A 23190-nucleotide genomic window follows, 5' to 3' on the forward strand; every position below is an offset into this window, starting at 1 on the left:
CGAAACAATTGACACTTCCCCGCCGCGACCGTCTATAACGGGCTGCCCTGGACTCTGGTTCGCACCACCATGCAGCGCATCCTCATAGTCGACGACGACGACGAAATCCGTGCGCTCCTGCGTCGGTTCCTGATGAACCACGGATTCGGGGCGGAGACGGCGGCGTCCGGCACCGAGATGGACGCGCGGCTCGCGACCACGACGTTCGACCTGATCATCCTCGACGTCATGCTCCCGGACGAGGATGGCTTCAGCCTGTGCCGCCGCCTGCGCGCGAACCACAAGGTGCCGATCATCATGCTCACGGGCGCGACGGAGACCACCGATCGCATCGTGGGCCTGGAGCTCGGCGCGGACGACTACGTCACCAAGCCCTTCGACGCGAGGGAGCTGCTCGCGCGCATCCGCGCGGTGTTCCGTCGCAGCGCCGGCACCGGCAAGGCCGAGAACGCGAACCTGGCGCTGACGTTCAGCGGCTGGCGGCTCGACATCATCCGGCGCGAGCTTCGCTCGTCCGACCACACGCTGACCCCGCTCTCCGGCGGCGAGTTCGCCCTGCTCGTGACGTTCGCGCAGCATCCGCAACGCGTGCTCACGCGGGAGCAGCTGATCGATCTCTCACGCGGCCGTGGCTACGAGGCGTTCGACCGCAGCATCGACGTCCAGGTGAGCCGACTCCGCCGCAAGATCGAGGAGGACCCCAGCGACCCCGAGCTCATCCGCACCGTGCGCAACGTGGGTTACATCTTCGCCGCGAAGGTGGAGGCCGCCTGATGCGGTGGCGGCATTTCGGACGCGACACGATCGGCCGCTGGATCGCGATCAACATCGTCGTGGCCGTCGTCGTCGCGGCCGCCATGAACGCGGCGTTCGTGCAGTTCGCCGGTGTGTGGGCGAAGCCGGGACTCTTCGACATCGGTATCGTGGATCAGGCGGCGGCCGTGGTGCGCGTCATCCAGGGTGCGCCGCCGTCGCTGCGCTCGCGGCTCGCCGAAGCAGGCAGCAACCCTGGCTTCATCGTGCAGTGGCATGCCGACGACAAGGCGCTGCCGATACCGATCGAAGGTGGCACGTTCCACGCCGGCCGCAAGAAGGTCCGCGAGCTGCTCGGCCGGCCGGATGCGCGCGTGCTGGCCTACGAGGCGGGCGAGCCGGGGATCGGTGGCCGGCCGATCCCCTTCTACGTGCTCGCGATCGATCTCCCCGATCGCTCGTGGGTGCAGTTCATCGCACCGCAACGTAGCTGGGGCCTTTCGGCCGGCGCGCGCTTCGCCCTGATCGCCGCGTTCGTCATCATCTGCAGCCTCGTCGTCGCGGCGCTGGCCAGCCGGCGCCTGGCCCGGCCGATGGAACGCTTCGCCCGGCAGGCGCAGCGCTTCGGTCGCGACGTGGACGCGCCGCAGATGGACCTGTCCGGCCCCCTCGAATTCCGCGTCGCGGCGCAGGCGTTCAACGAGATGCAGGAGCGCGTGCAGCGCTACGTCACCGCGCGCACGGAGATGCTCGCCGCCATTTCGCACGACCTGCGCGCGCCCCTCACACGTATGCGCCTCCGTGGCGAGTTCATCACCGATGCCGAGCAGCAGCGCAAGCTGTTTCGCGACGTGGACGAGATGCAGGCCATGGTCGACGCCTCGCTACGCTTCTTCCGTGACGACAGCGACCGCGAGCCCACGACGCGTTTCAAGCTCTCGGAGCTCGTGAGCACCGTGGTCGACGACCTGCGCGACGAGGGGCACGACGTGGTCTTCGAGGAGCGGCCCGGGATCACTTATACCGGCCGGCCGCTTGCCCTGCGCCGGGCGCTGAGCAACGTGGTGGAGAACGCGCTCAAGTACGGTGGCCGCGCGACCGTCACCCTTCGCACCACGCCGGCGTCGGTGGAGATCGAGGTGGAGGACGAGGGGCCCGGCATCGCACCCGAGTTGCGCGAGGCGGTGTTCCGCCCGTTCTATCGCATCGAGTCGTCGCGCAACCGGGCCACCGGTGGCGTCGGCCTCGGCCTCGCGGCGGCCCGATCGGCGCTCCGCGCCCACGGCGGCGACGTGGTGCTGGATTCGGCGCCCGGCGGCGGCCTGCGGGCCCGGTTGATCCTGCCATTGTCCTGAGGGGCTGGCGCGTTTCGCCAAGCCACGGCACGTTCCGCCATGCCACGCTCGTGCCGTGTCATTGGCGAAGGGGCTGGGTGTGACCACGACGGAACAAGCGCTACTCCTCGCGCGGTGGCAATTCGCTTTCACCGTGTCGTTCCACATCATCTTCCCGGCGATCAGCATCGGCCTGGCGAGCTACCTCGCCGTGCTGGAAGGCCTGTGGCTGAAGACGCGCAAAGCGGTCTACAAGGAGCTGTTCTTCTTCTGGTCGAAGATCTTCGCCGTCGGCTTCGGCATGGGCGTGGTCTCCGGCGTGGTGATGAGCTACGAGTTCGGCACCAACTGGGCGGGATTCTCGTCCGTGGCCGGCGCGGTGACCGGGCCGCTGCTGGCTTTCGAGGTGATGACCGCCTTCTTCCTCGAGGCCGGCTTCCTCGGCGTGATGCTGTTCGGCTGGACGAAGGTCGGCCCGCGCGCCCACTTCTTCGCCACCTGCATGGTCGCCACCGGCACGCTGATCTCCACCTTCTGGATCCTTTCGTCCAACAGCTGGATGCAGACGCCGCAGGGCCATGCGATCGTCGACGGTCGCGTCGTGCCGGTGGACTGGCTGAAGATCGTCTTCAACCCGTCGTTCCCCTATCGCCTCGTGCACATGGCGCTCGCCGCGTTCATCGTCGCCGCCGCCATCGTGGGCGCCTGCGCGGCATGGCACCTGCTACGCGGACGTAGGGACGAAGCCGTGAAGAAGTCCTTCTCCATGGCGCTGTGGATGCTGCTCATCGTCGTGCCCATCCAGATCGAGGCGGGCGACGCGCATGGCCTCAACACCCGCGAGCACCAGCCCGCGAAGATCGCGGCCATCGAAGGCCTCTGGGAAACGGAGAAAGGCGGCACGTCGCTCAACCTCGTCGGCTGGCCCGACATGCAGGCGGAAGAAACGAAGTACGCCGTGAAGATTCCGCACCTCGGCAGCCTCATCCTCACGCATTCGTGGGATGGCGAGATCCAGGGCCTCAAATCGTTCCCCGCCGAGGACCGACCCGACTCGACGATCGTGTTCTGGAGTTTCCGCACGATGGTGGGCATGGGCATGCTCCTGCTGCTCATGGCCTTGCTCGGGCTCGCGCTGCGGCGCGGCGGGCGGCTCTACGAGGCACGCTGGTTCCAGCGCTTCGTGCTGTTCATGGGTCCGTCCGGCCTGATCGCTCTGCTCGCGGGCTGGATCACCACGGAGGCGGGGCGCCAGCCGTGGGTGGTCTACGGCGTGCTGCGCACGCGCGACGCGGTGTCGCCGCTCACGGTGGACCAGGTGGGCACGTCGCTGATGATCTTCGTGATCGTGTACTTCCTCGTCTTCGGCACGGGCATCTACTACATGCTCAAGCTGATGGCGAAGGGCCCGAACCTGCCGCGCGACGTCGCGGAAGGCGAGGCCGCCGACACGGGCATCGGGCGCGATCGCTTCGATCACCGTCCCCTTTCCCGTCCCACCGACGCCATCGACGAGTAACGGCCATGGTCATCGATCTTCCGGTCATCTGGGCGGCACTCATCGGCTTCGTGGTGTTCCTCTACGTCGCGCTCGACGGCTTCGACCTCGGCATCGGGCTGGTCTTCCCCATGCTCAACGAAGCTGGCGACCGCGAGGTGATGCTCAATACCGTCGCCCCCGTGTGGGACGGCAACGAGACATGGATGGTGCTGGGCGGCGCGTCGCTCTACGCGGCGTTCCCGGTGGCGTATTCGGTGCTGCTGCCCGCGGCGTACCTGCCGATCATCGCGATGCTGTGCGGCCTGATCTTCCGCGGCGTGGCGTTCGAGATCCGCGCGAAGGCGCGGCGCACCCAGCACCTCTGGGACCTCGCGTTCATGGGTGGCTCGGCCGTAGCGACGTTCGCGCAGGGCGTGATCCTCGGCACGCTGCTCCAGGGCATTCCGGTCACCAACGGCGAATACGCCGGCGGCGCCTTCGACTGGTTCACGCCGTTCAATCTGTTCTGCGGCCTCGGCCTGCTCGTCACCTATGCGGCGCTCGGCTGCGGCTGGCTGCTGATCAAGACGGAGGGTGACCTGCATCGCCGCGTGCGCCTGCTGATGTGGCCGCTGGCCGTGCTGCTGGGGCTCACCATTGGCGTCGTCAGCCTGTGGACGACGCTCGGCGAGCCGGCGATCGCGCAGCGCTGGTTCTCGCTGCCCAACCTGCTCTTCTTCCTGCCGGTGCCCGTGCTGGTGGTCGCCGCGCTCGTCGGCATCTTCCTCAGCCTGCGCCGCGACCAGGCGCGCGATCACACGCCGTTCCTGCTGACGCTGGCGATCCTGTTCCTTGGCTACACCGGCTTCATCATCAGCATCTTCCCGCACATCATCCCGCCGTCGGTCGATATCTGGGAGGCGTCGTCGCCGCGCAGCAGCCAGCTGTTCACGCTGGTGGGCGCGGTGATCATCATCCCGATCATCCTGACCTACAACTCGATGGCGTACTGGGTGTTCCGTGGCAAGGTGCGCCAGGGCGACGAGGGCTACCACTGATGCGCGCGCGACGGGCGATGTGGTTCGTCGCGCTGTACCTCGGGGGCGTCGCCGCGGTCACGCTGGTCGCGGGCCTGCTGAAGCTGCTGGTCCCGCGATAGCGCGTCCGCGCACCTTTAGCGGGCGAGACGACCGGCCTTCAGCGCCGGCTCGCGACGGAAGGTAAGGCGCAGCGCCGCGAGCAGGAAGTAGAAGCCACCGAACGCGGCGTACGGCGCGAGCTTGTCGATCGTCGGCGCGTCGCCGAATGCCTGCATCGCCATGAAGACGCCGGCGAGCACCGACTGGCCACCGCTGATCATCATGAAGACCTGGCCGCCCAGCTTCCGGCGCTGGATGCCGACGAACAGCTGCAGCGCACCCGAAAGCAGCGCCCACACGCCGAACACGAGCAGGCCGCCCGCGTTGCCCTTGCTCGCCAGCGCGATGGCGAGCGCCACGACCGTCACGAGGCTGACGATCAGGTTCAGGCGCTGGCCCGGGTTCTTCGACAGACCGCCGTTGCGGCCGGCGTCGATCAGATTGGCGAGCGCGTCCCATGCCGGATACAGAAGCAGAAGGGCGTAACCGACCACCGAAGGCGCGCCGAGGTTGGACACCAGCACCACGAGCGCCACCCAGGCGAAGGCGACGACGGCGCGCATGTAGTAGAACTGACGGAGGGAATTCATGGGCTGGATCCTCGATAAGTATTGCCAGCCTACTAGTAGGTAGATAGCCTCGTCAAGGGATGTGCTCGTTATTGTTCAGCTACCTACCTAATGGTAGGCTGACCGTATGAGCACCCAACAGAAACTGATCGATTCGGCTCGCTACCTGATCCAGACCCGCGGCTACAACGGCTTCAGCTATGCCGACGTGGCCGAGGAAGTGAAGGTGCGCAAGGCCAGCATCCACCACCACTTCCCCACCAAGGCGGACCTCGCGCAGGCCGTCGTCGAAGAATCGCGGACGGGCATCCTCGCGCAGACGCAGCTGATCGCGAACGCGCCCTTCGATCCCGTCGAGCGCCTGCGGTTCTACACCGGCTACTGGGAGAAGTGCATCGCGGACGCCACGGCGCCCTTCTGCGTCGCCGGCATGCTCGCGGCCGAACTGCCGTCGCTGCCGCAGAGCCTCGCCGAATCGGTGCGCGCGCATTTCCGCGATCTGTCGCGCTGGCTCGAAACGATCCTCACCACCGGCGCGCAGATGGGCGTCTTCCGCCTCATGGGCCCGGCGAGCGCGGAAGCCGAAGCGTTCATGTCGATCGTCTACGGCGCGATGCTCACCGCCCGCGCGTACGACGACCCGAAGAAGTTCCCGGAGATCGTGCAGGGCGGGCTGCAACGGCTGCTCACGGTGGATGCGAGCGCCAAGGTCCGGCACTGATCGCCCGACACGCCACGGGGGGCTGCACGTCCGCATCGCCTGCCGTCAACGCCGCGTCCACCGCAGCCTCTGAATGCTTGGCCACCTTTCTCCGGCGCCACGCTCATGACGCAGACCCCCACCGACCCGGCCATCCGCATCACGGAGGGCCGGCCATTTCCGCGCGGTGCCTCCTTCGACGGTAGCGGCACCAACTTCGCGATCTTCTCGGCGCACGCCACCCGGGTCGAACTATGCCTGTTCGACGACGAGGGCAACGAGACGCGCATCGATCTGCCGGAATACACCGACGAGGTGTGGCATGGCTATCTTCCGGACGTGAAAGCCGGACAGCTCTACGGCTACCGTGTCCACGGTCCGTATGAGCCGACACAGGGCCATCGGTTCAACGCCAACAAGCTCCTCATCGATCCCTACGCCCGTGAGCTCGCAGGCGACCTGGTGTGGTGCGACGAGCTCTACGGCTACACCGTCGGGCATCCCGACAAGGACTTGAGCTTCGACGAGCGCGACAGCGCGCCATTCGTCCCCAAGGCGGTGGTCGTCGGCGACGATTACGACTGGGGCGACGACCGACCGCCCATGGTTCCGTGGGACGAGACGGTCATCATGGAAACGCATGTCCGCGGCTACACGATGCGCCACCCGGCCGTCGACGCGGCAGTGCGCGGCACCTGCGCCGGCCTGGCGACCCCGGCCGTGCTGGATGGCATCCGCTCGCTGGGAGTCACGGCCATCGAGCTGCTGCCGATGCATGCCTACCTCGACGACAGGCATCTTCTCGAAGCCGGTCGCAGGAACTACTGGGGCTACAACACGATCGCGTTCTTCGCGATCAAGCGACGTTACCTCTCGACCGGACATCGCGACGAGTTCCGCGACCTGGTCAAGGCCGCGCACCAGCGGGGCCTCGAATTGATCCTGGACGTGGTCTACAACCACACCGCGGAAGGCAGCGAGCTCGGTCCGACACTTTCGCTGCGCGGCATCGACAATCTCTCGTACTACCGCCTTGCGGAGGATCCGCGTTTCTACATCAACGACACGGGCACGGGTAACACGCTCAATGTCAGTCACCCCCGCGTCATCCAGATGGTGATGGATTCGCTGCGCTACTGGGTCACCGAGATGCACGTCGACGGGTTCCGGTTCGACCTCGCGACGATCCTCGGTCGTGAACCGACGGGCTTCGATCAGCGTGGCGGCATCCTCGACGCGGTCGCCCAGGACCCCGTGCTCGCGGCGGTCAAGATGATCGCGGAGCCATGGGATTGCGGACCCGGCGGCTATCAGGTTGGCCATTTTCCTCCGGGCTGGGCCGAGTGGAACGACCGGTTCCGCGACGACGTGCGTGCGTTCTGGAAGGGAGACGAGGGCAAGCTCGCCGACGTCGGCAAGCGGCTCACCGGCTCGGCCGACTTCTTCGACAAGCGCGGCCGACGTCCCTGGGCAAGCGTCAACTTCATCACGGCGCACGACGGCTTCACGCTGTACGACCTCGTGAGCTACAACCAGAAGCACAACGAAGCGAATGGCGAGGACAACAAGGACGGGTCCGACAACAATCACTCGTGGAACGGCGGAGCGGAAGGTGAAACGGAAGACGCCGGCATCCGGGCCTTGCGCGAACGGCAGATGCGCAATCTCCTGGCGACCCTCTTCCTGTCGAAGGGCACGCCCATGCTCCTGGCGGGCGACGAGCGTGCGCAGACACAGGGCGGCAACAACAACACGTACGGACAGGACAGCGAGATCGCGTGGATCGATTGGGAGCGCGACCCGACCGAAGGCCGCCTGACGGACTTCGTGCGCGAGCTCACGGACTTGCGCCAGCGCTACCCCCTGCTCCGTCGCGGCAGGTTCCTCGACGGCCGATACGACGACGCGAGCGGCACGAGGGACATCGTATGGCTCGCGCCCGACGGCTCGGAGGCCGGCGAAGCGCAGTGGACCGATCCCAGCGCCCGCTCGATCGCCGCGCTCATCGATGGCCGCGCGCAGCAATCGGGCGTGAAACGCCCCGGAACGGATACCAGCCTTCTCGTGCTGCTGAACGCATGGACGGAAGGCGTGGCGTTCCAGCTGCCCGGGGACGCGAGCTGCGACGCTTGGAAAGTCGTTCTTTCGACCGCGCCCGAACTCGCACCGGGCGTCGCCGCCAGCAGTGGCACGTCCTTCGTCTGCCCTCCACGCGCGATGGTCGTCCTCGCCTGCGACGTCGCCTGATACCCGGGCGCATCGGCCGGGCCAGGGAGGGCCCGGGCCGCGAGAGCCTGCTACGATGCCGCGACTCGACAGGGGATCACCAGGGATGTTGCGATCGTTCGTCTTTGCCGCCGCCATGCTCGTGCCGCTGGCGGGAGTCGCCCAGGTCCGCGTGGACAAGCTCACGTTTCCGCCCGGCACGAAACATGCCGAGGACTTCGAGGTGCCGGTCATCTCCGGCGTCGATCCACGAGCGGCCGCCAGGATCAATCTCGCGATCCAGTATCCGCTGCTCGGCATCGTGCCCGGTCGTTATCGCCAGCCGATGTTTCCGGATGACTCGATGACCGCCCGCACCACGAGCCTCTCGTTCACCGTGATCCGCGCGGACGAACAGATCGTGACGCTCGACATCCAGGGCGAGTACATGGGCGCGCACCCGTCGTCGGGCCACACGTGGATGACGTTCGAAACACGAACCGGCCAACCGGTCGCGACATCCGACATACTCACGCCAAGCGGCATCGCATCAAGCCAGAAGGCCGTGGACAAGGCCTTGCGCGCGGGGATCCGCGACGTCCTCGATCACCAGGATCCGGCACGCTTCGGTGACAACGCGACCGAAGCGCAGGACGACATGCGCGCTCAGCGCGAGCAGTACGACGAGTGCATCGGCGACATGGCGCGGCACGACTGGAACACCACGTTCCAGTGGGGTGCCCAACTCACCGTCTCGCGCGGCTGCATGTTTCCCCACGTCATCCAGGCGCTCGACGATGCCGGCGAAAAAACCTGGACGGCGTCCTACGCATCGCTCGCGGATCGCATGACCCCGTTCGGGCGCTGCCTGCTCGTCGATCGCAAGGCGAACTGCAAGCGGGACGACGTGCGCCCGACGGCCGGCGTCTGGCGCGGCACGATCGGCAAGGCAGCCATTTCGCTGCTCACGCAGGACGACTCACTCATCTACCTCTACGACCGCTACGGCGAGGCCATCGCACTCACCGCACGAACGACGACGCCAGGACATTGGGTGCTGGAGCGCAAGGACGATAAGAAGGACGTGCTCGAGACGTTCGATCTGACCGCGGCGGCGGAAGGCGGGTTCACCGGCACGTGGACGCAGGCGGGCAAGGCGTCGTTGCCGGTGCGGCTGGAGTAAGGCGTCGCGTCCGGCGACCGGCGTGCGGTGCTTCCGTGCGCCATGCCATACAAATGCGTGCGGACAGTTCGCTAAGATGGAGCGGCCGCTCGCAAGGCGGCCTATCCCACAGGAGCCATGGACGATGCTTCGATGACGCACCCTGCCACCCTGATGGCTAGCCTCCTGGCCACGACCCTGGTCGCTTGCGCCACACCGGCTCATCAAGTCGCGCCGCACAACACCGTTACCCCTGCTCACTCTTCCAGCCAGGACCATGTCATGCCGCCTTCCGATGATGCCCACGCGCTACCTGGGGCGCGCAACGCCGCGGCTCGCGTACTGGCCTTCCTGTCGACTGTCTCGTCGACGGCCTCGTTCACGCCAGCGAGCATCGGGCACGCTATGGGGGTCAGCTTGGGGCCGGACCCGAACAACGACCCGGGCTGGGCGATTTACCACAGCCCCGACCTGGGTCAGGGTTGGAGCTATTGGGTCCAGTTCGCGGCAGGCGAGGCCACCCTGAAACCCGGATTCCGCTTCTGGTTCGACCACCCCGACCGTTCTGCCGATGCCGCGCCCGTGTGTGCACTGCCTCTGGACCAGCTGCGCAGCGCCTTGACGGCGCATGGTTGGGCTGAACGGTCCGTTCCTTCGGAAATCGGCGGTGTCCAGGCCATCGAGTTCGCGAAGGCCGACATGGTGCTGACATTGAGCGCGCGCGATGGCGCGGAGGTGCATGGCGCCGCGTGTGTGCTGTCGCTGCAAACGGCAGACGCGCGCTGATCAGAAAGGACTTGTCTATGGCTACGCCTCACCCTGCACTTGACGCCGCGGTTGACCAGTTCGCGCAGCAGCCGGGCGTTACCCCGGCCCACGTGGCGTCCCTCCGAGCAGCGCTGTCGTCGGACCCGGGCTTGAACCAACGTCTCGACGCGGAGGTGACTCGCGGCGCGCTGCACGGTTTTGCCGTTGCCGGTCCGAGCTCGCCCGACCGCCCCGTGGGTGAATACGATTCCTCGACCCGGACGATGACCCTGCCCGCGTCCGCGTTCCCGATCTCGGGACAGAGCACGGACCTGCGATCGGTGTTGAGGGTGCAAGCGATGGTGGTGGACTTCGCCGGCAAGACCTATCCCGATGCTTCGGGTGCCGCGCATCCGGTCACGGCGGACATGTTGAAGAACTTGCAAGACACGCTCAACGGTTCACCAGCCCTGGCCGCCGACATCAAGCGCGCGGCCACCACGGTCGACCCGATGCAACCGCAGCACCGCATCCTCGAGTCGTTCACATTCGCCGCCCCCGGTGCGGGGGTGGGCGGCAGTTTCAGCGCGCCGACGCATTCGATGAATCTTGTCAGCGAGCGGTTGATGAGCGCCACACCTCCAGGCGGGACGGGGCATTATGACCCCTACGATTTGACGTTCGTTATCGGACACGAAGTCCAGCACGGGTTCAATGCGCAAGCCGCGGCGCAAGCTCGTGCGAGCTTCGTCGCCGACGTGCGGGCGCTCGCTGCGACACCCGGTCCCGTACATGACTACACCGCACTGGTGGAGCGCCGCATTCAGGCTGCTCGTGAAGATGAAGCGAGCGCCCACATCTCCGGATGGAATGCGTTGCGCAGTCGAGTCGAGCATGAACGCGGAAGCGTGAGTCTGGCGGCCATTGACCGCGCGAACCACTCGCGTGCCGCCGATTTCCTCGAGGTCAGGAACGGGGCACTCGTACCGCGGGCCAATGTGCAGCTCGACGCCGACCTCTCGATGGCGCACACGCCGTCCAACATAGCTGCCATGGGCTACAACTACTTCGACCGCCCAGTGAATCCAGCGCCAGAAGACAACCGTCAGGCCATGCGCTTGGCCCACGGTGGCATCGAGGACTATCCGAATTACTACGCGGGATGGGCAATCGCCGTCATTGGCTCGGAAGAACGTGCCGCCACACACGGTCGAGGCCCTGCCCCGCAAATCCAGATCAACATGAAGCACGTCGGGTTGCACGAGGACATGATGGAACAGGCAGGTCTCAACCTGACGCCGTCGCAGCAATCCATCCCGTATCTCGACAGCAGCTCGCAGCCGGCCGTGCCGCATACCTTCGACCACACCGCGGACGGTCCGCACCAGCACCAGCACGTGCCCGTGGCGCCACAGCGGCTGGATGACCCGTCGCACCCGGACCATGCGCTTTACCAGCAAGCGCGTGGGCACGTGGTCTCGCTGGACCAAAGCCTGGGCCGAACCCCGGATGTTCACAGCGACCAGTTGGCGTCCGCAGCCGCCGTGCAAGCTCGGGCGGATGGCTTACAGCGCATCGACATGGTGGCCCTGTCGACCGACGGCCAGCGGCTGTGGTCGGTGCAGACCCCGCCTGGGCGCACGGACCATTTGTTCGACCTGCGGACGAGTGTCCCCACGGCGGAAGCGATGACGCCGATGGAACAGAGCGGCGCCAAGTGGCCGCAGGCCATGCAGCAGTTCGAACAGACGCAGGCTCGACAGCAGGAACAAAGCCAGCAGATGGCGCCGCAGCAGGCGCCATCGCAAGGGCCTGTGATGACCCATGGCGCTCTTTGAGTGCTTTCAGCGCCGACCAGAGACACTTTGCCGAGGAAGCGTCTAGCTCCGGGGACAAGAGCTGGAGCGGGTGAAGGGAATCGAACCCTCGTCAGTAGCTTGGGAAGCTACAGCTCTACCATTGAGCTACACCCGCGTCGGGCTCGGATGGTAATACGCCGGGCGTGCCGGGGGAAAGGTGGCGGCCGGCTGAACCTGTCCGCCGGGGCCTGAGCGTTGCGCGAGGGCCGGGCGCATAATCGGGGCGGGGAATCCTCACGAGGGCCGGATCATGCGTCGTTCGTCTTCGTTGTCCATCGCCGTCGCCCTGGCGCTCGTCGCCGGGGGCGCCTCCGCGCAGTCGCGCAGCGTGTCGACCGCCGACATGCCCAGGCCGGGCGTGAGTTACATCTCCGGCCCCTCGGCGCCCGTCCGCAAGGAGACGGTGAGCACCGGCACCCTGCCCCAGCCCGCGCGCCTTTACGTGGGTGGCCAGGTGTCGACCGGAGGCGGTGGTTATCAGGAGCGGACCAGCTACGGGAACGGCTCCGTCGTCGACAGCGGCGTCTACTACGGCGATGGCTATCCGCCCGGATACGGGTATGACCGGGGCGGTTATGGCGACGGCCGGGGCCGTCCGGGGCACGGGCACGATCACGACGGGCCGGGTGGCGGTCATGGCGGTGATCATGATCACGACCACGGACCGGGACGGAACAACGGGTCGCTGACGCTGGCCGCACCGCCGGGCGGTGGCGGCCACGGCATGGCCACGGGAGGCGGTGTCCGGTTGTCGCCGGATCGGTCGAACGATCGGCCCGGGCACGGGGATCGCGGCTGGAATCAGGGTGTCTACGGGTACCCGCGGCCGGCGCAGCCGGGCACCGGCATGACGAACAGCCGCGCGCCTCAACCGGGGACCGGCATGTCGGGCGGGAATCAGCCCGGAACGGGAATTCCGATGCGGAGCGGGCCCGGCGGGTGGCGCGGGAACGGCCGCTAGGCTGCCCTTGCGCTCGCGATGTCGCCCGGAGCGGGCATGGGTCGTACAATTCGCGGATGCCGATGACGCCGGAGGCGCGGAGCGCGCGAGTACGCGCCTTGCTCCTCCCTGCCGCCCGTCGAGCCGCGACTTTTCGACCGGAACCACCCATGAACCCTTTTTCCCCCGCCGCGGACGGCTCGCTCGTCGGTCGCCTCTTCTCTTCGCCGGAGCGTTGACGATGGCGCACGATGAAGACACCCCGGGCGACGGCCCGTTCCATCGCCGCATCCGTAGCTTCGTGCTGCGCGAAGGGCGCATGACGCCGGCGCAGCAGCGCGCGTTCGACGACCACTGGGCGCGTTTCGGGCTCGACTACGCGGGCGCCGTGCGCGATCTCGACGCGACGTTCGGCCGTGGTGCGCCGCGCGTGCTGGAAATCGGTTTCGGCAACGGCGAAGCGCTGGCCTGGGCGAGCGAGCACGATCTCGCCCGCGACTACATCGGCGTGGAGGTGCACGGTCCTGGCGTCGGCCGCCTGATGAACGTGCTCGCGGCACGCGAGGCGTCGAACGTGCGCCTGTATAAGCACGACGCCGTCGAGGTGCTGGAGAACGAGATCCCGCCGGGCAGCCTGTCCGAGGTGCGCATCTGGTTCCCCGACCCATGGCACAAGAAGCGCCACAACAAGCGTCGCCTCGTGCAGCCGGCCTTCGTGGAGCTGCTCGCCTCGCGCATGGCGCCGGGCGGCCTGCTGCATCTGGCCACGGACTGGGAGGCGTACGCCGAGCACATGCGCGAGACGATGGAATCCGCCGAGGGCTGGCGCAACCGCGTCGGACCGGGCGCGGTCGCGGAGCGTCCGGCATGGCGCATCGAGACCCATTTCGAGCGTCGCGGCACGCGGCTGGGGCACGGCGTGTGGGATTACCTGTACGAGTGGTCGGGGCCGACGACAGGTCGTTGACTGATCGAGGCGCATAACATGGGGCTTCACGTCACCGACCGGAGCCCCTGTCCATGTCGATCTCCAATCTCGCCGACCTCATCGCGGCGACGCTCGAAGAAGCCGGCGTCCGCCGCATCTATGGCCTGGTGGGCGACAGCCTCAACGCCATCACCGACTCGCTGCGCGAGCGGGGGGCCATCGACTGGGTACACGTGCGTCACGAAGAATCGGCCGCGTTCGCCGCCGGCGGCGAAGCGCAGCTGACCGGTGAGCTCGCGGTATGCGCCGGCAGCTGCGGCCCGGGCAACCTGCACCTGATCAACGGCCTGTTCGACTGCCATCGCTCGCGCACGCCGGTGCTCGCCATCGCGGCGCACATCCCGAGCGGCGAGATCGGCAGCGGCTATTTCCAGGAGACGCATCCGACCGAGCTGTTCCGCGAGTGCAGCGCGTACTGCGAGATGGTCTCGGACGCGTCGCAGATGCCGCACGTGCTGGAGTCGGCCATCCGGGCGGCGGTGGGGCAACGCGGCGTCGCCGTCGTGGTCATTCCCGGCGACGTCGCGATGCGCAAGTCGCCGGTGAAGAAGGTGACGCCGGCCGCGGGCCTGCTGCCGCCGGCGCCGAAGGTGGTTCCGGGCGAGCGGGAACTCGACGCGCTGGCCGACCTGCTCAATGCCGGCAAGCGCGTGACACTGCTCTGCGGTCGCGGCGCCGCGGGCGCGCACGACGAGCTGATCGCGCTCGCGGAGGCGCTGAAGTCGCCGATCGTGCATGCGCTCGGCGGCAAGGAATTCGTGGAGTACGACAATCCGTTCGACGTGGGCATGACGGGCCTCATCGGCTTCAGTTCCGGCTACCACGCGATGGAGGATTGCGACACGCTGCTGATGCTCGGCACGGATTTCCCGTATCGCCAGTTCTATCCGGAGGACGCGACGATCGCGCAGGTGGACATCCGCCCGGGCAACATCGGGCGGCGCTGCCGTGTCGATCTAGGCGTCGTCGGCGACGTGGGCGAGACGCTGCGCGCGCTGCTTCCCCGCATCGAGCCGAAGCGCCTGCGCGGCCACCTCGACCGTTGCCTGGCGCACTACGCGCGGGCGCGCGAAGGCCTCGACGAACTGGCGCGCATCGACGGTCGTCACGACCTCATCCATCCGCAGCAGGTGACGCGTCTGGTCAGCGACCTGGCGGAAGAGGATGCGGTGTTCACCTTCGACGTCGGCACCCCGACGATCTGGGCCGCGCGCTACCTGCGCATGAACGGCAAGCGCCGTCTGCTGGGCTCGCTGGTGCATGGCTCGATGGCCAACGCGATGCCGCAGGCCATCGGTGCGCAGGCCGCCTATCCGGGGCGGCAGGTGATCTCGCTCTCGGGCGACGGCGGCTTCACCATGCTGATGGGCGACTTCATCACGCTGGCGCAGCAGAAGCTGCCGGTGAAGGTGATCGTCCTCAACAACGGCACGCTGGGCTTCGTGGAGCTGGAGATGAAGGCTTCCGGCTACATCGAGACCGGCGTGCAGCTCGACAACCCGGACTTCGCCGCGATGGCCAACGCGATGGGCATCCACGGTCGCCGGGTCACGCGCGCCAGCGATCTGCAGTCGGCCATCGCCGAGGTCCTCTCGCACGAGGGCCCCGCCGTGCTCGACGTCGTCAGCAACCGGCAGGAGCTCTCCATGCCGCCGAAGATCACCGCCGAGCAGGCGAAGGGCTTCAGCCTGTACGCGCTGAAGGCCGTGATGAGCGGCCGCGGCGATTCGATTCTGGACCTGGCGGTGAGCAACCTAAGCCGCTGACCGCGCCCGCCGCGATTCGCGGTAGGAGCGCACCTGGGCGTGATGGGCGATCGCGCAAGCCTTCGATCGCGCCCAGGTGCGCTCCTACCGGGGCCAGCTTCAGCCGCGAGCCACCCCCAGCGCGTATACTCCTGCGGCAATCACCGCAGCTGGCGCCGTAGATGCCACCGCACGTCTCCATCGACCGGATCCGGACAGCCGGCTAGTGGCTCTGACCCTCACTCCCGAAATGATCCTCGTGCTGGGCCTGGTGGGCTTCACCATGCTCATGCTCGTTCTGGAGTGGATCCGGGCCGACATGGTCGCCCTGCTGGTCGTGGTCACCATCGGCCTCACGGGGCTCATTCCCGGCGACCAGGTGTTCAACGGCTTCGCCGGTAACGCCGTCATCGCGATCATCGCCATCATGATCATGGGCGCGGGCCTCGATCGCGCCGGCGTGCTCAACCTCACCGCGGCCTTCGTGATGCGCATGGCGCGCGGCGTGGAGTCCCGCCTGGGCGTCGTCGTCAACAGCGTCACCAGCCTGTTCAGCGCCGTGATCCCCAGCCAGGCGCTGGCCGCGCTGATGATCCCGGTGACCAGCCGCCTGTCGGCGCGTACCGGCGTGCCGCTGTCGCGCCTGCTGCTGCCGATGGCCTTCTGCATCCTGACGGCCACGAACACCACGCTGATCGCGAACTCGCCGCTGATCGTCCTCAACGACCTCGTCGCCAGCGCGAACAGCAACCTGCCCCCCGGCGCGCACACGATTCCCAAGTTCGGCCTGTTCAGCGTGACGCCCGTCGGCCTCGTGCTCGCGGTGGTGGGCATCCTGTTCTTCTATTTCTTCGGCCGCCGGCTGCTGCCCGAGCGCGAGGACGAGCGCCTCAAGGTCACGCCGGGCCGTACCGAGAGCTACTTCGCCGACACCTACGGCATCGCGGGCGAAACAGCCGAGCTGACCGTCACCGCCGAGAGCCCGCTGGTCGGCATGAGCATCGGCGAGGTCGAGCAGCTGCACGGCGCGCCGCTGATCCTGGCGATCAAGAACGGCAACGAAAGCCGCGTGGCGCCGCCCTCGGACCAGATGATCTGGGTCGGTACCGTGCTCGGCGTGCTGGCCCCGCGCGACGCCATCAACGCGTTCGCCAACAACCAGCTCTGCCGCGTGTCGTGGCGCATGCGCCAGCTCGGGGAGCAGTTCAACACCACCCGCGCCGGTATTTCCGAGGCCGTGGTGCCGCCCAGCTCGCGCTTCATCAAGCAGTCGGTCGGCGACCTGCGCCTGCGCAAGCGTTTCGGCATTTCGGTGCTGGCGGTGAACCGCGGCGACGAGGTGTTCCGCGAGGATGTCCGCGCCGTCACCCTCCGCGCCGGCGACACGCTCGTGCTGCACAGCAAGTGGCGCGACCTGATGCTGGCCGAGGAAGACCGCGACATCGTCGTCGTCACCGACATTCCGAAGGAAGAACAGCGCCCCGGCAAGATCTGGCAGGCCGTGGGCTTCTTCGTGCTGGCCAAGTGCCTGGCCCTTTTTACCCACCTCGACCTGTCGGTCGCGATGATGACGGGCGCGGTGGGCATGCTGCTCACCGGCGTGCTGAACATGGACGAGGCCTACAAGGCCATCAACTGGAAGACCATCTTCGTCACCGCCTGCCTGATTCCCCTGGGCTGGTCGATGGACTCGACGGGCACGGCGTCGTGGATCGCCCAGGAAGTGCTCGCGATCCTGGGCCACGCCCCGCAGTGGACCCTGCAGGTGTCCATCGCGGTCCTCACCCTCCTTTTCTCGCAGGTGATGTCGAACGTGGGCGCCACGGTCATGATGGTGCCCATCGCGATCAGTGTCGCGGTGAGTACCGGCGGCAACCCGTCCGCTTATGCGCTGATCGTGGCCGTATCGTCGTCGAACACGTTCCTGCTGTCGTCGGGTCACCCGGCCCTGATGATGGTCGCGGGCCCCGGCGGCTATCGCTCGAAGGATTTCCTGCGTGCGGGCATCCCGCTCACGATCCTGATGCTGGTGATCACCATCGTGACCATCAACCTGATGTACCGCTGACAAGGCCGGTAGGAGCGCACCTGGGCGCGATCACCGCAGCGACGATCCCGATCGCGCCCAGGTGCGCTCCAACGGCGTCTCGCTGATCGAGAAATATCTCAGGCGAGGCGGACCGCGCCATCGACGACGCGGACGTCGACGCGCCGCAGGCTGTCGCCCTTGCACGGGCCCTGCGTGCATACGCCGGAATCGGCCGCGAACGACGCGCCGTGGGCCGCGCAGATGATGGTGCCGCCGCGGACCAGGAACTTGCCCGGCGCGTAATCCAGCCGGCGGCCCGCATGGGGACAGACATTCAGGTACGCCCGCGCCTCGTCGCCGTGACGGTAGACGAGCAGCGACTCGGCCTCGCCACGGAGCAGGGCCTCGACTTCGACGGCGCCGCCGTCGGGGATGTCCGTCAGCAGGCAGAGGGGAGCGGCATCGGTGATAGGGGTCATGGCACTTGTCTATGAGGATCGGATGCCCCAAGGTAAAGAGGCTCACACGCATGTCATTGTGCCATACGGATTTTTAACCAATGCGCTTCGTCTTCCCGCCCATCCGCCGCTCGCGTAATCCCCTCGTCCGCGCCCTGTCGCTGGTGCTGGGCCTCGCCGCCGTGGGCGTGCTGCTCGTGTTCGGCGTGGTGGTGATCGGCGTCCTGTTCGCCGGCGGCCTCGCGTTCTTCGCGGTGCGCCAGTGGAAGCTCGCCCGTGGCCGTCCCGTGGGCGCCCAGGCGTCCGCGCCGAAGGACCCGGACGTGCTCGAGGGCGAGTTCGTGGTGATCCGCCAGGGCCAGCCCGCCCACCACCACTGACGGCGCAAGAACCGGATGGTGGCGGGGCGCTGCCCCGCCTACGCTGGCTTCCCATGAAGGAGGCCATCATGAACCAGGCTCACGCCCACGCCATGCGTCCCCACGCCGACGATGCGCTCGAACGCGTCCGCGCCACCCTCGATCGCGAGGACGGGCCGACCGACCTCGCCAGCCTCGCGGCCGTCGCCGGTCTCAGTCCGACGCACCTGCAGCGCGCGTTCCGGCGCCGCTACGGCGTGAGTCCGGCGGAATACGCGCGGGCGCGCCGCTTCGATCAGTTGCGCGAGGCGCTGCGGGATGGCGCCGCGGTCACGGACGCCGTCTACGAGGCGGGCTTCGGATCGGGCAGCCGCGTCTACGAGGAAAGCGACCGGCGGCTCGGCATGACGCCAGCCAGCTATCGCGCCGGCGGCGCGGGTGCGTCGATCCGCTACACCACCACGACCACGCCGCTGGGGCGCCTGCTCGTCGCGACGACGGCGAAGGGCATCTGCTCGGTGACGCTCGGGGCCGACGACGCGGCACTCGAGGCGCGCCTGGGCGACGAATTCCCCTATGCGACCCGCGAGCGCGTCGACGAGGGGCGCGAGGAGTGGCTGGACGCGGTCATCGCGCGCGTCGCGCACGAGCTGGGATGGAGCGACGCCGACGCACCGGCGCTCCCGCCGCTCGACGTCGCGGCGACCGCGTTCCAATGGCGCGTCTGGGATGCCCTGACCCGCATCCCGCGCGGCGAGACCCTGAGCTACGGCGAACTCGCGGCGGCGCTCGGCGTGCCCAATGCCGCGCGGGCGATCGGTCGCGCGTGCGGCAGCAACCGCCTCGCCCTGCTGGTGCCCTGCCACCGCATCATCCGCGAGGACGGCAGCCTCGGCGGCTGGCGATGGGGACTCGAGATCAAGCAGCAGCTGCTCGCCACCGAGCGGGCCATGAAAGCCGCTCAAGGCTGACCGGCGAAGGTTTCGCTACCGTCCGCGGCCCGCGGACGATATCGTGCGTGATTCGCGGCGCACGATGCGTCGCGTGACAGCCCTGGAACACCGCATGTCCGACGCCGCCCTCACGCCCAGTCAGGCCCCCGCCTCCGTCGTGCGCGACCCGCGCTGGATGGTGCCGCTCGCCCTGTTCGCGCTCTATGTGATCTGGGGTTCGACGTACCTCGGCATCCGCTACGCGCTGGTCAGCTATCCGCCGTTCCTGCTCGCCGCGCTGCGTTTCGCGATCGCGGGCGTGCTGCTGTTCGCCGTGCTGCGTCTGCGTGGCGCCGCGCTGCCGACGGCACGGCAGTGGAAGAACGCCGCCATCGTCGGCACGCTGCTGCTCGCCGGCGGCAATGGCCTGGTCTGCTTCGCCGAACAGTCGGTCAGTTCCGGGATCGCCGCCGTCGCGGTGGCGAGCATGCCGCTGTTCGCGGCCGTCTTCGGGGGCATCTACCGCGAGTGGCCGACGCGCGGCGAATCCGCCGGACTGCTGCTCGGCTTCGCGGGCGTCGTCGTGCTGAACCTGGGGGCCGGCTTGTCGGGCGCACCGCTGGGCGCCGTCGCCCTGATCGTCGCCGCCATGTCGTGGGCCTTCGGCTCCGTGTGGTCGAAACGCCAGGACATGCCGAAGGGCCCGATGAACACCGCCGCGCAGATGCTCTGCGCGAGCGTGTCGCTGGCGATCATCGCGCTGCTGCGCGGCGAACGCCTCCCGGCGCATCCGGAGACCAGCGCGACCGTCGCGCTCGCCTACCTCATCGTGTTCGGCTCGATCGTCGCCTTCAGCGCCTACCTGTACGTGCTCAAGACGGTCCGCCCCGCGCTGGCCACCAGCTATGCCTATGTGAATCCGCCCGTGGCCGTCGTGTTCGGCGTGCTGCTCGCGGGCGAACACGTGGGCGTGTTCGAACTGGCCGGCATGGCGATCATCCTGGTCGGCGTCGGCATCATCACGATGATGCGGGTGCGCAAAGTGTGACCTGCGTCGCAGGCCTCCTGCCTGCGGCGATTTTTGAGAAAACTTCCATATCCGCAACCGGCACGCGCCCCTAGCCTCGTCGCCTCTCTCAGCCGCCGGAGCTTACCGTGGGAACGATCGGGCCATCGTGCATTCGGTGCCCGCGGTGCCGGCGCTGGTGGCTGGCCCGCGCCGGCACGCTGTTCGGCATCGCGATCGCGGCGCTGGCGTCATGCCAGCGTTTCCGCGACGAGGAGGTCAGAGCTCGCGAAGCGCCGCCGTCACCGGCAGACGCGCGGCACGCAGCGCTGGAAACAACCCGCCGATGAAGCCGATGGCCAGCGCCCATTTGATGCCCGTCCAGAGCAGGTCGCCGCTCACGTGGAAGCGGAAGACGACCTGGCTGAAATTCGCACCCAGCGTCGACGCGGTGTAGCCGTTGAAGATCACCCAGACGATGCCTGCTCCTATCAAGCCGCCGAGCAGCGCGAGCAACATCGTCTCCAGCATGATCGACACCACCACGGGAAGGCCGCGGAAGCCGATGGCGCGCAGCGTCGCGATCTCGCGCGCACGCGCCTGGATCGCCGCGAACATCGTGTTGAGCGCACCGAAGACCGCGCCGATCGCCATGATGATGCCCACGGTGATGCCCACCGCGCGCAGCACCTTCGTCAGGCCTTCCGACTGCTTGCCGAAGTACTCGCGCGTCGTGCTGACGTCGACCTTCAGGCGCGGATCGCCGGCCAGGGCCGCCTTGAACGTGTCGAACGCCTTCGGTGAATCGAGCAGCACCGTCACGGACTGCACGCTGCTGCCGCGCCGGTAGGCGGACGCGACGCTCTGCGTGTCGCCCCAGAGCTCCGATTCGAGCGCGTCGCCCGAATCGAACACGCCCACCACCGTCCAGGTCTGCCCTGCGAGGCGGATGCTCTTGCCGACGTCGAGGCCCTCGAACTGCGCGCGTGCGCCCTTACCGACGATCAGTTCGCGCAGCCCCGGCTGGAACTTGCGGCCTTCCACGATCTTCACCTGCTGGCGCAGGTTCCACACGTCTTCGCTCACGCCGCGAATGGGCACGTTGGCATCGCTCTGCGGATCGCCCTTCTTCGGCAGGTTGGCCACCACGACCAGTTCGCCCGAGGCGATGGGCTTGCCCTGCGCATCCTTCTTCACGCCCGGCGCCTGGATGACGACGTTGGCGCTGTCGCGATCGAGGATCGAATTGAGTTCCGCCTGCGAGCCACCGCGAAGCACGATCGCCGTCTGGTCGTTGCCCGTCGAGCGCAACGTCTCGGCGAAGCCTTCGCTCATCGCGAGCATGGCGACCAGCACGCCGACCACGCCCGCGATCCCCACGACCACGACCGACGACGAGCCGAGCCGCTGGGTCACCGTGGCGAGTCCGACCTTCGTCACCTCCCACGTCTGCCGACCGCGGCGGGTCAACGCCATCCACAGCGCCAGCACGACGGCGAGCGCCACGATGCCGGGCCAGGGCAACGCGATCCAGATCGCGAGGAACACCGCGACGATCAGCAGCGTGAGCACGCCGGCGCCGAACTTCTTCAATGATTTCATCGTCAGTGTCCTCTCAACGACCGGCGAGCGCGTCGACGATGTTCAGTCGCATGGCACGGATGGCGGGCAGCAGGCCGACGAGCGCGCCGATGACGAGCATCAGCACGATGCCGAGCGTCCAGGTCTGCATGCCGAGCGGCGGCAGGTTGAGCATGCCCCCGCTGCCCTTCGCGACGATGGGCACGACGACGCCTGCGAGCACGAGGCCCAGCACGCCGCCGAGCAGCAGCAGGAGCACGCCCTCGGCGAGCACCATGCACAGCACGCTGCGACTGGAGAAGCCGATGGTCTTCAGCACCGCCAGCTCGTTGGTCCGCTCGCGGACGGCCTGCGCCATCGTGTTGCCCGTGAGCAGGATCAGCGTGAAGAACACGGCGCCCATGATCGCGGACACGATGAGGCCGATGTCGCCGAGCTGTTTCGCGAACGAGGCGTTGAACGCCTGCTCGGTCTGCGTCTTGGTTTCGTGGTCCGAGTTGGCGGACAGGGCGTCGATCGCCTTCGCCACCGCGTCCGCCCTGTCGGCGGAGGTGAGCTTCACGACGTACCAGCCGACGGTCGTGCCGATGCCCTGGAACGCGTTGGCCTCCTGGAAATACTTGTGGTGGAAGAAGAACTGCTGATCGGTGCCGTTCGCCGCGCCGGGCGCCGCCTTGTAGATGCCGACGATGTCGAACGGCCAGGTCTTGTCGCCGTTGCGCTGCGGGAAGATCGTCGACTGCAGCGGAATCTTGTCGCCGACCTTCCAGCCGAAACGCTTCGCCAGCGGCTCGCCGACGACGGCGCCGGTGCGCGTCGCGTCGAACGCCTTGCGCTGGTCGGCTGGCAGTTCGATCTCGTGGTAGATGTCGAGGAAGTTGTCGCTCACGGCGAAGCTGAGCACGAAGTTCTTCGGATCCTGGTAGATGCCGCCGAACCAGTTCGCCGATCCCACAGCGGCCACGCCGGGCACGGCCGCGATGCGCGTGCCGAGGCTCGCGGGCAGCGACTGGATGATCGAATACCTCGACGTCGTCAGCAGGCGGTCCACGCCGATGACGCTGTCGCCCGAGGAGAAGGCGGCGCGCGTGGCGTCGAGCATGCCGAAGAGCAGGAAGGCGGCAAGGATCGAGATGAGGGTGAAGAACGTGCGCGCCTTGCGACGGAACAGCGCGGCCCAGATGAGATGCAGGTATTTCATGCC

Annotated in this window: 20 protein-coding genes and 1 tRNA gene; 16 read left to right on the forward strand and 5 right to left on the reverse strand. The window is 67.7% G+C overall.

The genetic code is table 11. The annotated features are described in order from the left end of the window. Positions 1-69 precede the first annotated feature (69 nt). From J2X58_RS11910 to cydB, 4 genes are all read left to right on the forward strand, one after another. Positions 70-774 (forward strand): response regulator, encoded by a 705-nt coding sequence (locus tag J2X58_RS11910; RefSeq protein ID WP_090056403.1) that lies wholly within the window; start codon positions 70-72, stop codon positions 772-774. Beyond that, positions 774-2108, forward strand: a complete 1335-nt coding sequence (locus J2X58_RS11915) for an ATP-binding protein (protein ID WP_090056401.1) — start codon at positions 774-776, stop codon at positions 2106-2108. The genes J2X58_RS11910 and J2X58_RS11915 overlap by 1 nt, the downstream gene beginning before the upstream one ends. Before the next feature lie 79 nt (positions 2109-2187). Beyond that, positions 2188-3606: a cytochrome ubiquinol oxidase subunit I gene (locus J2X58_RS11920; RefSeq protein WP_310048419.1), complete on the forward strand. Its 1419-nt coding sequence runs from the start codon at positions 2188-2190 to the stop codon at positions 3604-3606. A 5-nt stretch (positions 3607-3611) separates the two neighbouring features. Then, positions 3612-4625 (forward strand): cytochrome d ubiquinol oxidase subunit II, encoded by a 1014-nt coding sequence (gene cydB / locus J2X58_RS11925; RefSeq protein ID WP_310048421.1) that lies wholly within the window; start codon positions 3612-3614, stop codon positions 4623-4625. A gap of 116 nt (positions 4626-4741) precedes the next feature. Here the strand turns inward: cydB and J2X58_RS11930 are convergent, their stop codons facing one another. Continuing rightward, positions 4742-5296: a hypothetical protein gene (locus J2X58_RS11930; protein ID WP_310048423.1), complete on the reverse strand. Its 555-nt coding sequence runs from the start codon at positions 5294-5296 to the stop codon at positions 4742-4744. 106 nt (positions 5297-5402) lie between these two features. On the opposite strand from J2X58_RS11930, the gene J2X58_RS11935 reads away from it, so the two are divergent. The 5 genes from J2X58_RS11935 (at position 5403) to J2X58_RS11955 (ending at position 11927) form a co-directional block, all read left to right on the forward strand. After that, complete coding sequence (locus J2X58_RS11935) at positions 5403-5996, forward strand: TetR/AcrR family transcriptional regulator (RefSeq protein WP_090056391.1); 594 nt, start codon at positions 5403-5405, stop codon at positions 5994-5996. Between the two features lie 105 nt (positions 5997-6101). Beyond that, positions 6102-8222 carry a glycogen debranching protein GlgX gene (glgX, locus tag J2X58_RS11940; protein ID WP_310048427.1) on the forward strand — a complete coding sequence of 707 codons (2121 nt, stop codon included), beginning with the start codon at positions 6102-6104 and terminating at the stop codon, positions 8220-8222. Positions 8223-8307: 85 nt separating this feature from the next. Beyond that, on the forward strand, positions 8308-9363 hold the full coding sequence (locus J2X58_RS11945; protein WP_310048428.1) for a hypothetical protein: 1056 nt from the start codon (positions 8308-8310) through the stop codon (positions 9361-9363). A gap of 261 nt (positions 9364-9624) precedes the next feature. Next, positions 9625-10128 carry a hypothetical protein gene (locus J2X58_RS11950; protein ID WP_310048430.1) on the forward strand — a complete coding sequence of 168 codons (504 nt, stop codon included), beginning with the start codon at positions 9625-9627 and terminating at the stop codon, positions 10126-10128. A gap of 131 nt (positions 10129-10259) precedes the next feature. Then, positions 10260-11927 carry an XVIPCD domain-containing protein gene (locus tag J2X58_RS11955; RefSeq protein WP_310048431.1) on the forward strand — a complete coding sequence of 556 codons (1668 nt, stop codon included), beginning with the start codon at positions 10260-10262 and terminating at the stop codon, positions 11925-11927. Positions 11928-11989: 62 nt separating this feature from the next. On the opposite strand, the gene J2X58_RS11960 is transcribed toward J2X58_RS11955, so the two are convergent. Continuing rightward, a tRNA-Gly gene (locus tag J2X58_RS11960) sits at positions 11990-12063 on the reverse strand. 135 nt (positions 12064-12198) lie between these two features. On the opposite strand from J2X58_RS11960, the gene J2X58_RS11965 reads away from it, so the two are divergent. The 4 genes from J2X58_RS11965 to J2X58_RS11980 all read left to right on the forward strand — a co-directional run bounded on the left by J2X58_RS11965 (position 12199) and on the right by J2X58_RS11980 (position 17689). Next, entirely contained in the window at positions 12199-12909 is a 711-nt protein-coding gene (locus J2X58_RS11965) for a hypothetical protein (RefSeq protein ID WP_310048432.1), read from the forward strand. A 220-nt stretch (positions 12910-13129) separates the two neighbouring features. Beyond that, positions 13130-13855, forward strand: a complete 726-nt coding sequence (gene trmB, locus J2X58_RS11970; RefSeq protein WP_310048433.1) for a tRNA (guanosine(46)-N7)-methyltransferase TrmB — start codon at positions 13130-13132, stop codon at positions 13853-13855. A 53-nt stretch (positions 13856-13908) separates the two neighbouring features. After that, entirely contained in the window at positions 13909-15642 is a 1734-nt protein-coding gene (poxB, locus tag J2X58_RS11975; protein WP_310048434.1) for a ubiquinone-dependent pyruvate dehydrogenase, read from the forward strand. 229 nt (positions 15643-15871) lie between these two features. Further along, entirely contained in the window at positions 15872-17689 is a 1818-nt protein-coding gene (locus tag J2X58_RS11980; RefSeq protein ID WP_310048672.1) for an SLC13 family permease, read from the forward strand. A gap of 98 nt (positions 17690-17787) precedes the next feature. Here J2X58_RS11980 and J2X58_RS11985 read toward each other — a convergent pair whose 3' ends face one another. Beyond that, positions 17788-18129: a Rieske 2Fe-2S domain-containing protein gene (locus tag J2X58_RS11985; RefSeq protein WP_310048435.1), complete on the reverse strand. Its 342-nt coding sequence runs from the start codon at positions 18127-18129 to the stop codon at positions 17788-17790. Positions 18130-18209: 80 nt separating this feature from the next. Here J2X58_RS11985 and J2X58_RS11990 point away from each other — a divergent pair, with 80 nt between their 5' ends. The 3 genes from J2X58_RS11990 (at position 18210) to yedA (ending at position 20447) form a co-directional block, all read left to right on the forward strand. Further along, the gene (locus tag J2X58_RS11990) at positions 18210-18488 is read left to right on the forward strand and encodes a hypothetical protein (protein WP_310048437.1); all 279 of its coding nucleotides are present in this window, start codon (positions 18210-18212) and stop codon (positions 18486-18488) included. Positions 18489-18556: 68 nt separating this feature from the next. Further along, positions 18557-19438 carry a methylated-DNA--[protein]-cysteine S-methyltransferase gene (locus J2X58_RS11995; protein ID WP_310048438.1) on the forward strand — a complete coding sequence of 294 codons (882 nt, stop codon included), beginning with the start codon at positions 18557-18559 and terminating at the stop codon, positions 19436-19438. A 94-nt stretch (positions 19439-19532) separates the two neighbouring features. Next, on the forward strand, positions 19533-20447 hold the full coding sequence (yedA, locus tag J2X58_RS12000) for a drug/metabolite exporter YedA (protein WP_310048439.1): 915 nt from the start codon (positions 19533-19535) through the stop codon (positions 20445-20447). A 237-nt stretch (positions 20448-20684) separates the two neighbouring features. Here the strand turns inward: yedA and J2X58_RS12005 are convergent, their stop codons facing one another. Both J2X58_RS12005 and J2X58_RS12010 read right to left on the reverse strand, forming a co-directional pair. Beyond that, positions 20685-22007 carry an ABC transporter permease gene (locus J2X58_RS12005; RefSeq protein ID WP_310048441.1) on the reverse strand — a complete coding sequence of 441 codons (1323 nt, stop codon included), beginning with the start codon at positions 22005-22007 and terminating at the stop codon, positions 20685-20687. 13 nt (positions 22008-22020) lie between these two features. Beyond that, positions 22021-23187 carry an ABC transporter permease gene (locus J2X58_RS12010; RefSeq protein WP_310048443.1) on the reverse strand — a complete coding sequence of 389 codons (1167 nt, stop codon included), beginning with the start codon at positions 23185-23187 and terminating at the stop codon, positions 22021-22023. Between the last annotated feature and the right edge of the window lie 3 nt (positions 23188-23190).

The organism is Luteibacter sp. 3190 (assembly GCF_031456385.1).
GTDB lineage: Bacteria > Pseudomonadota > Gammaproteobacteria > Xanthomonadales > Rhodanobacteraceae > Luteibacter.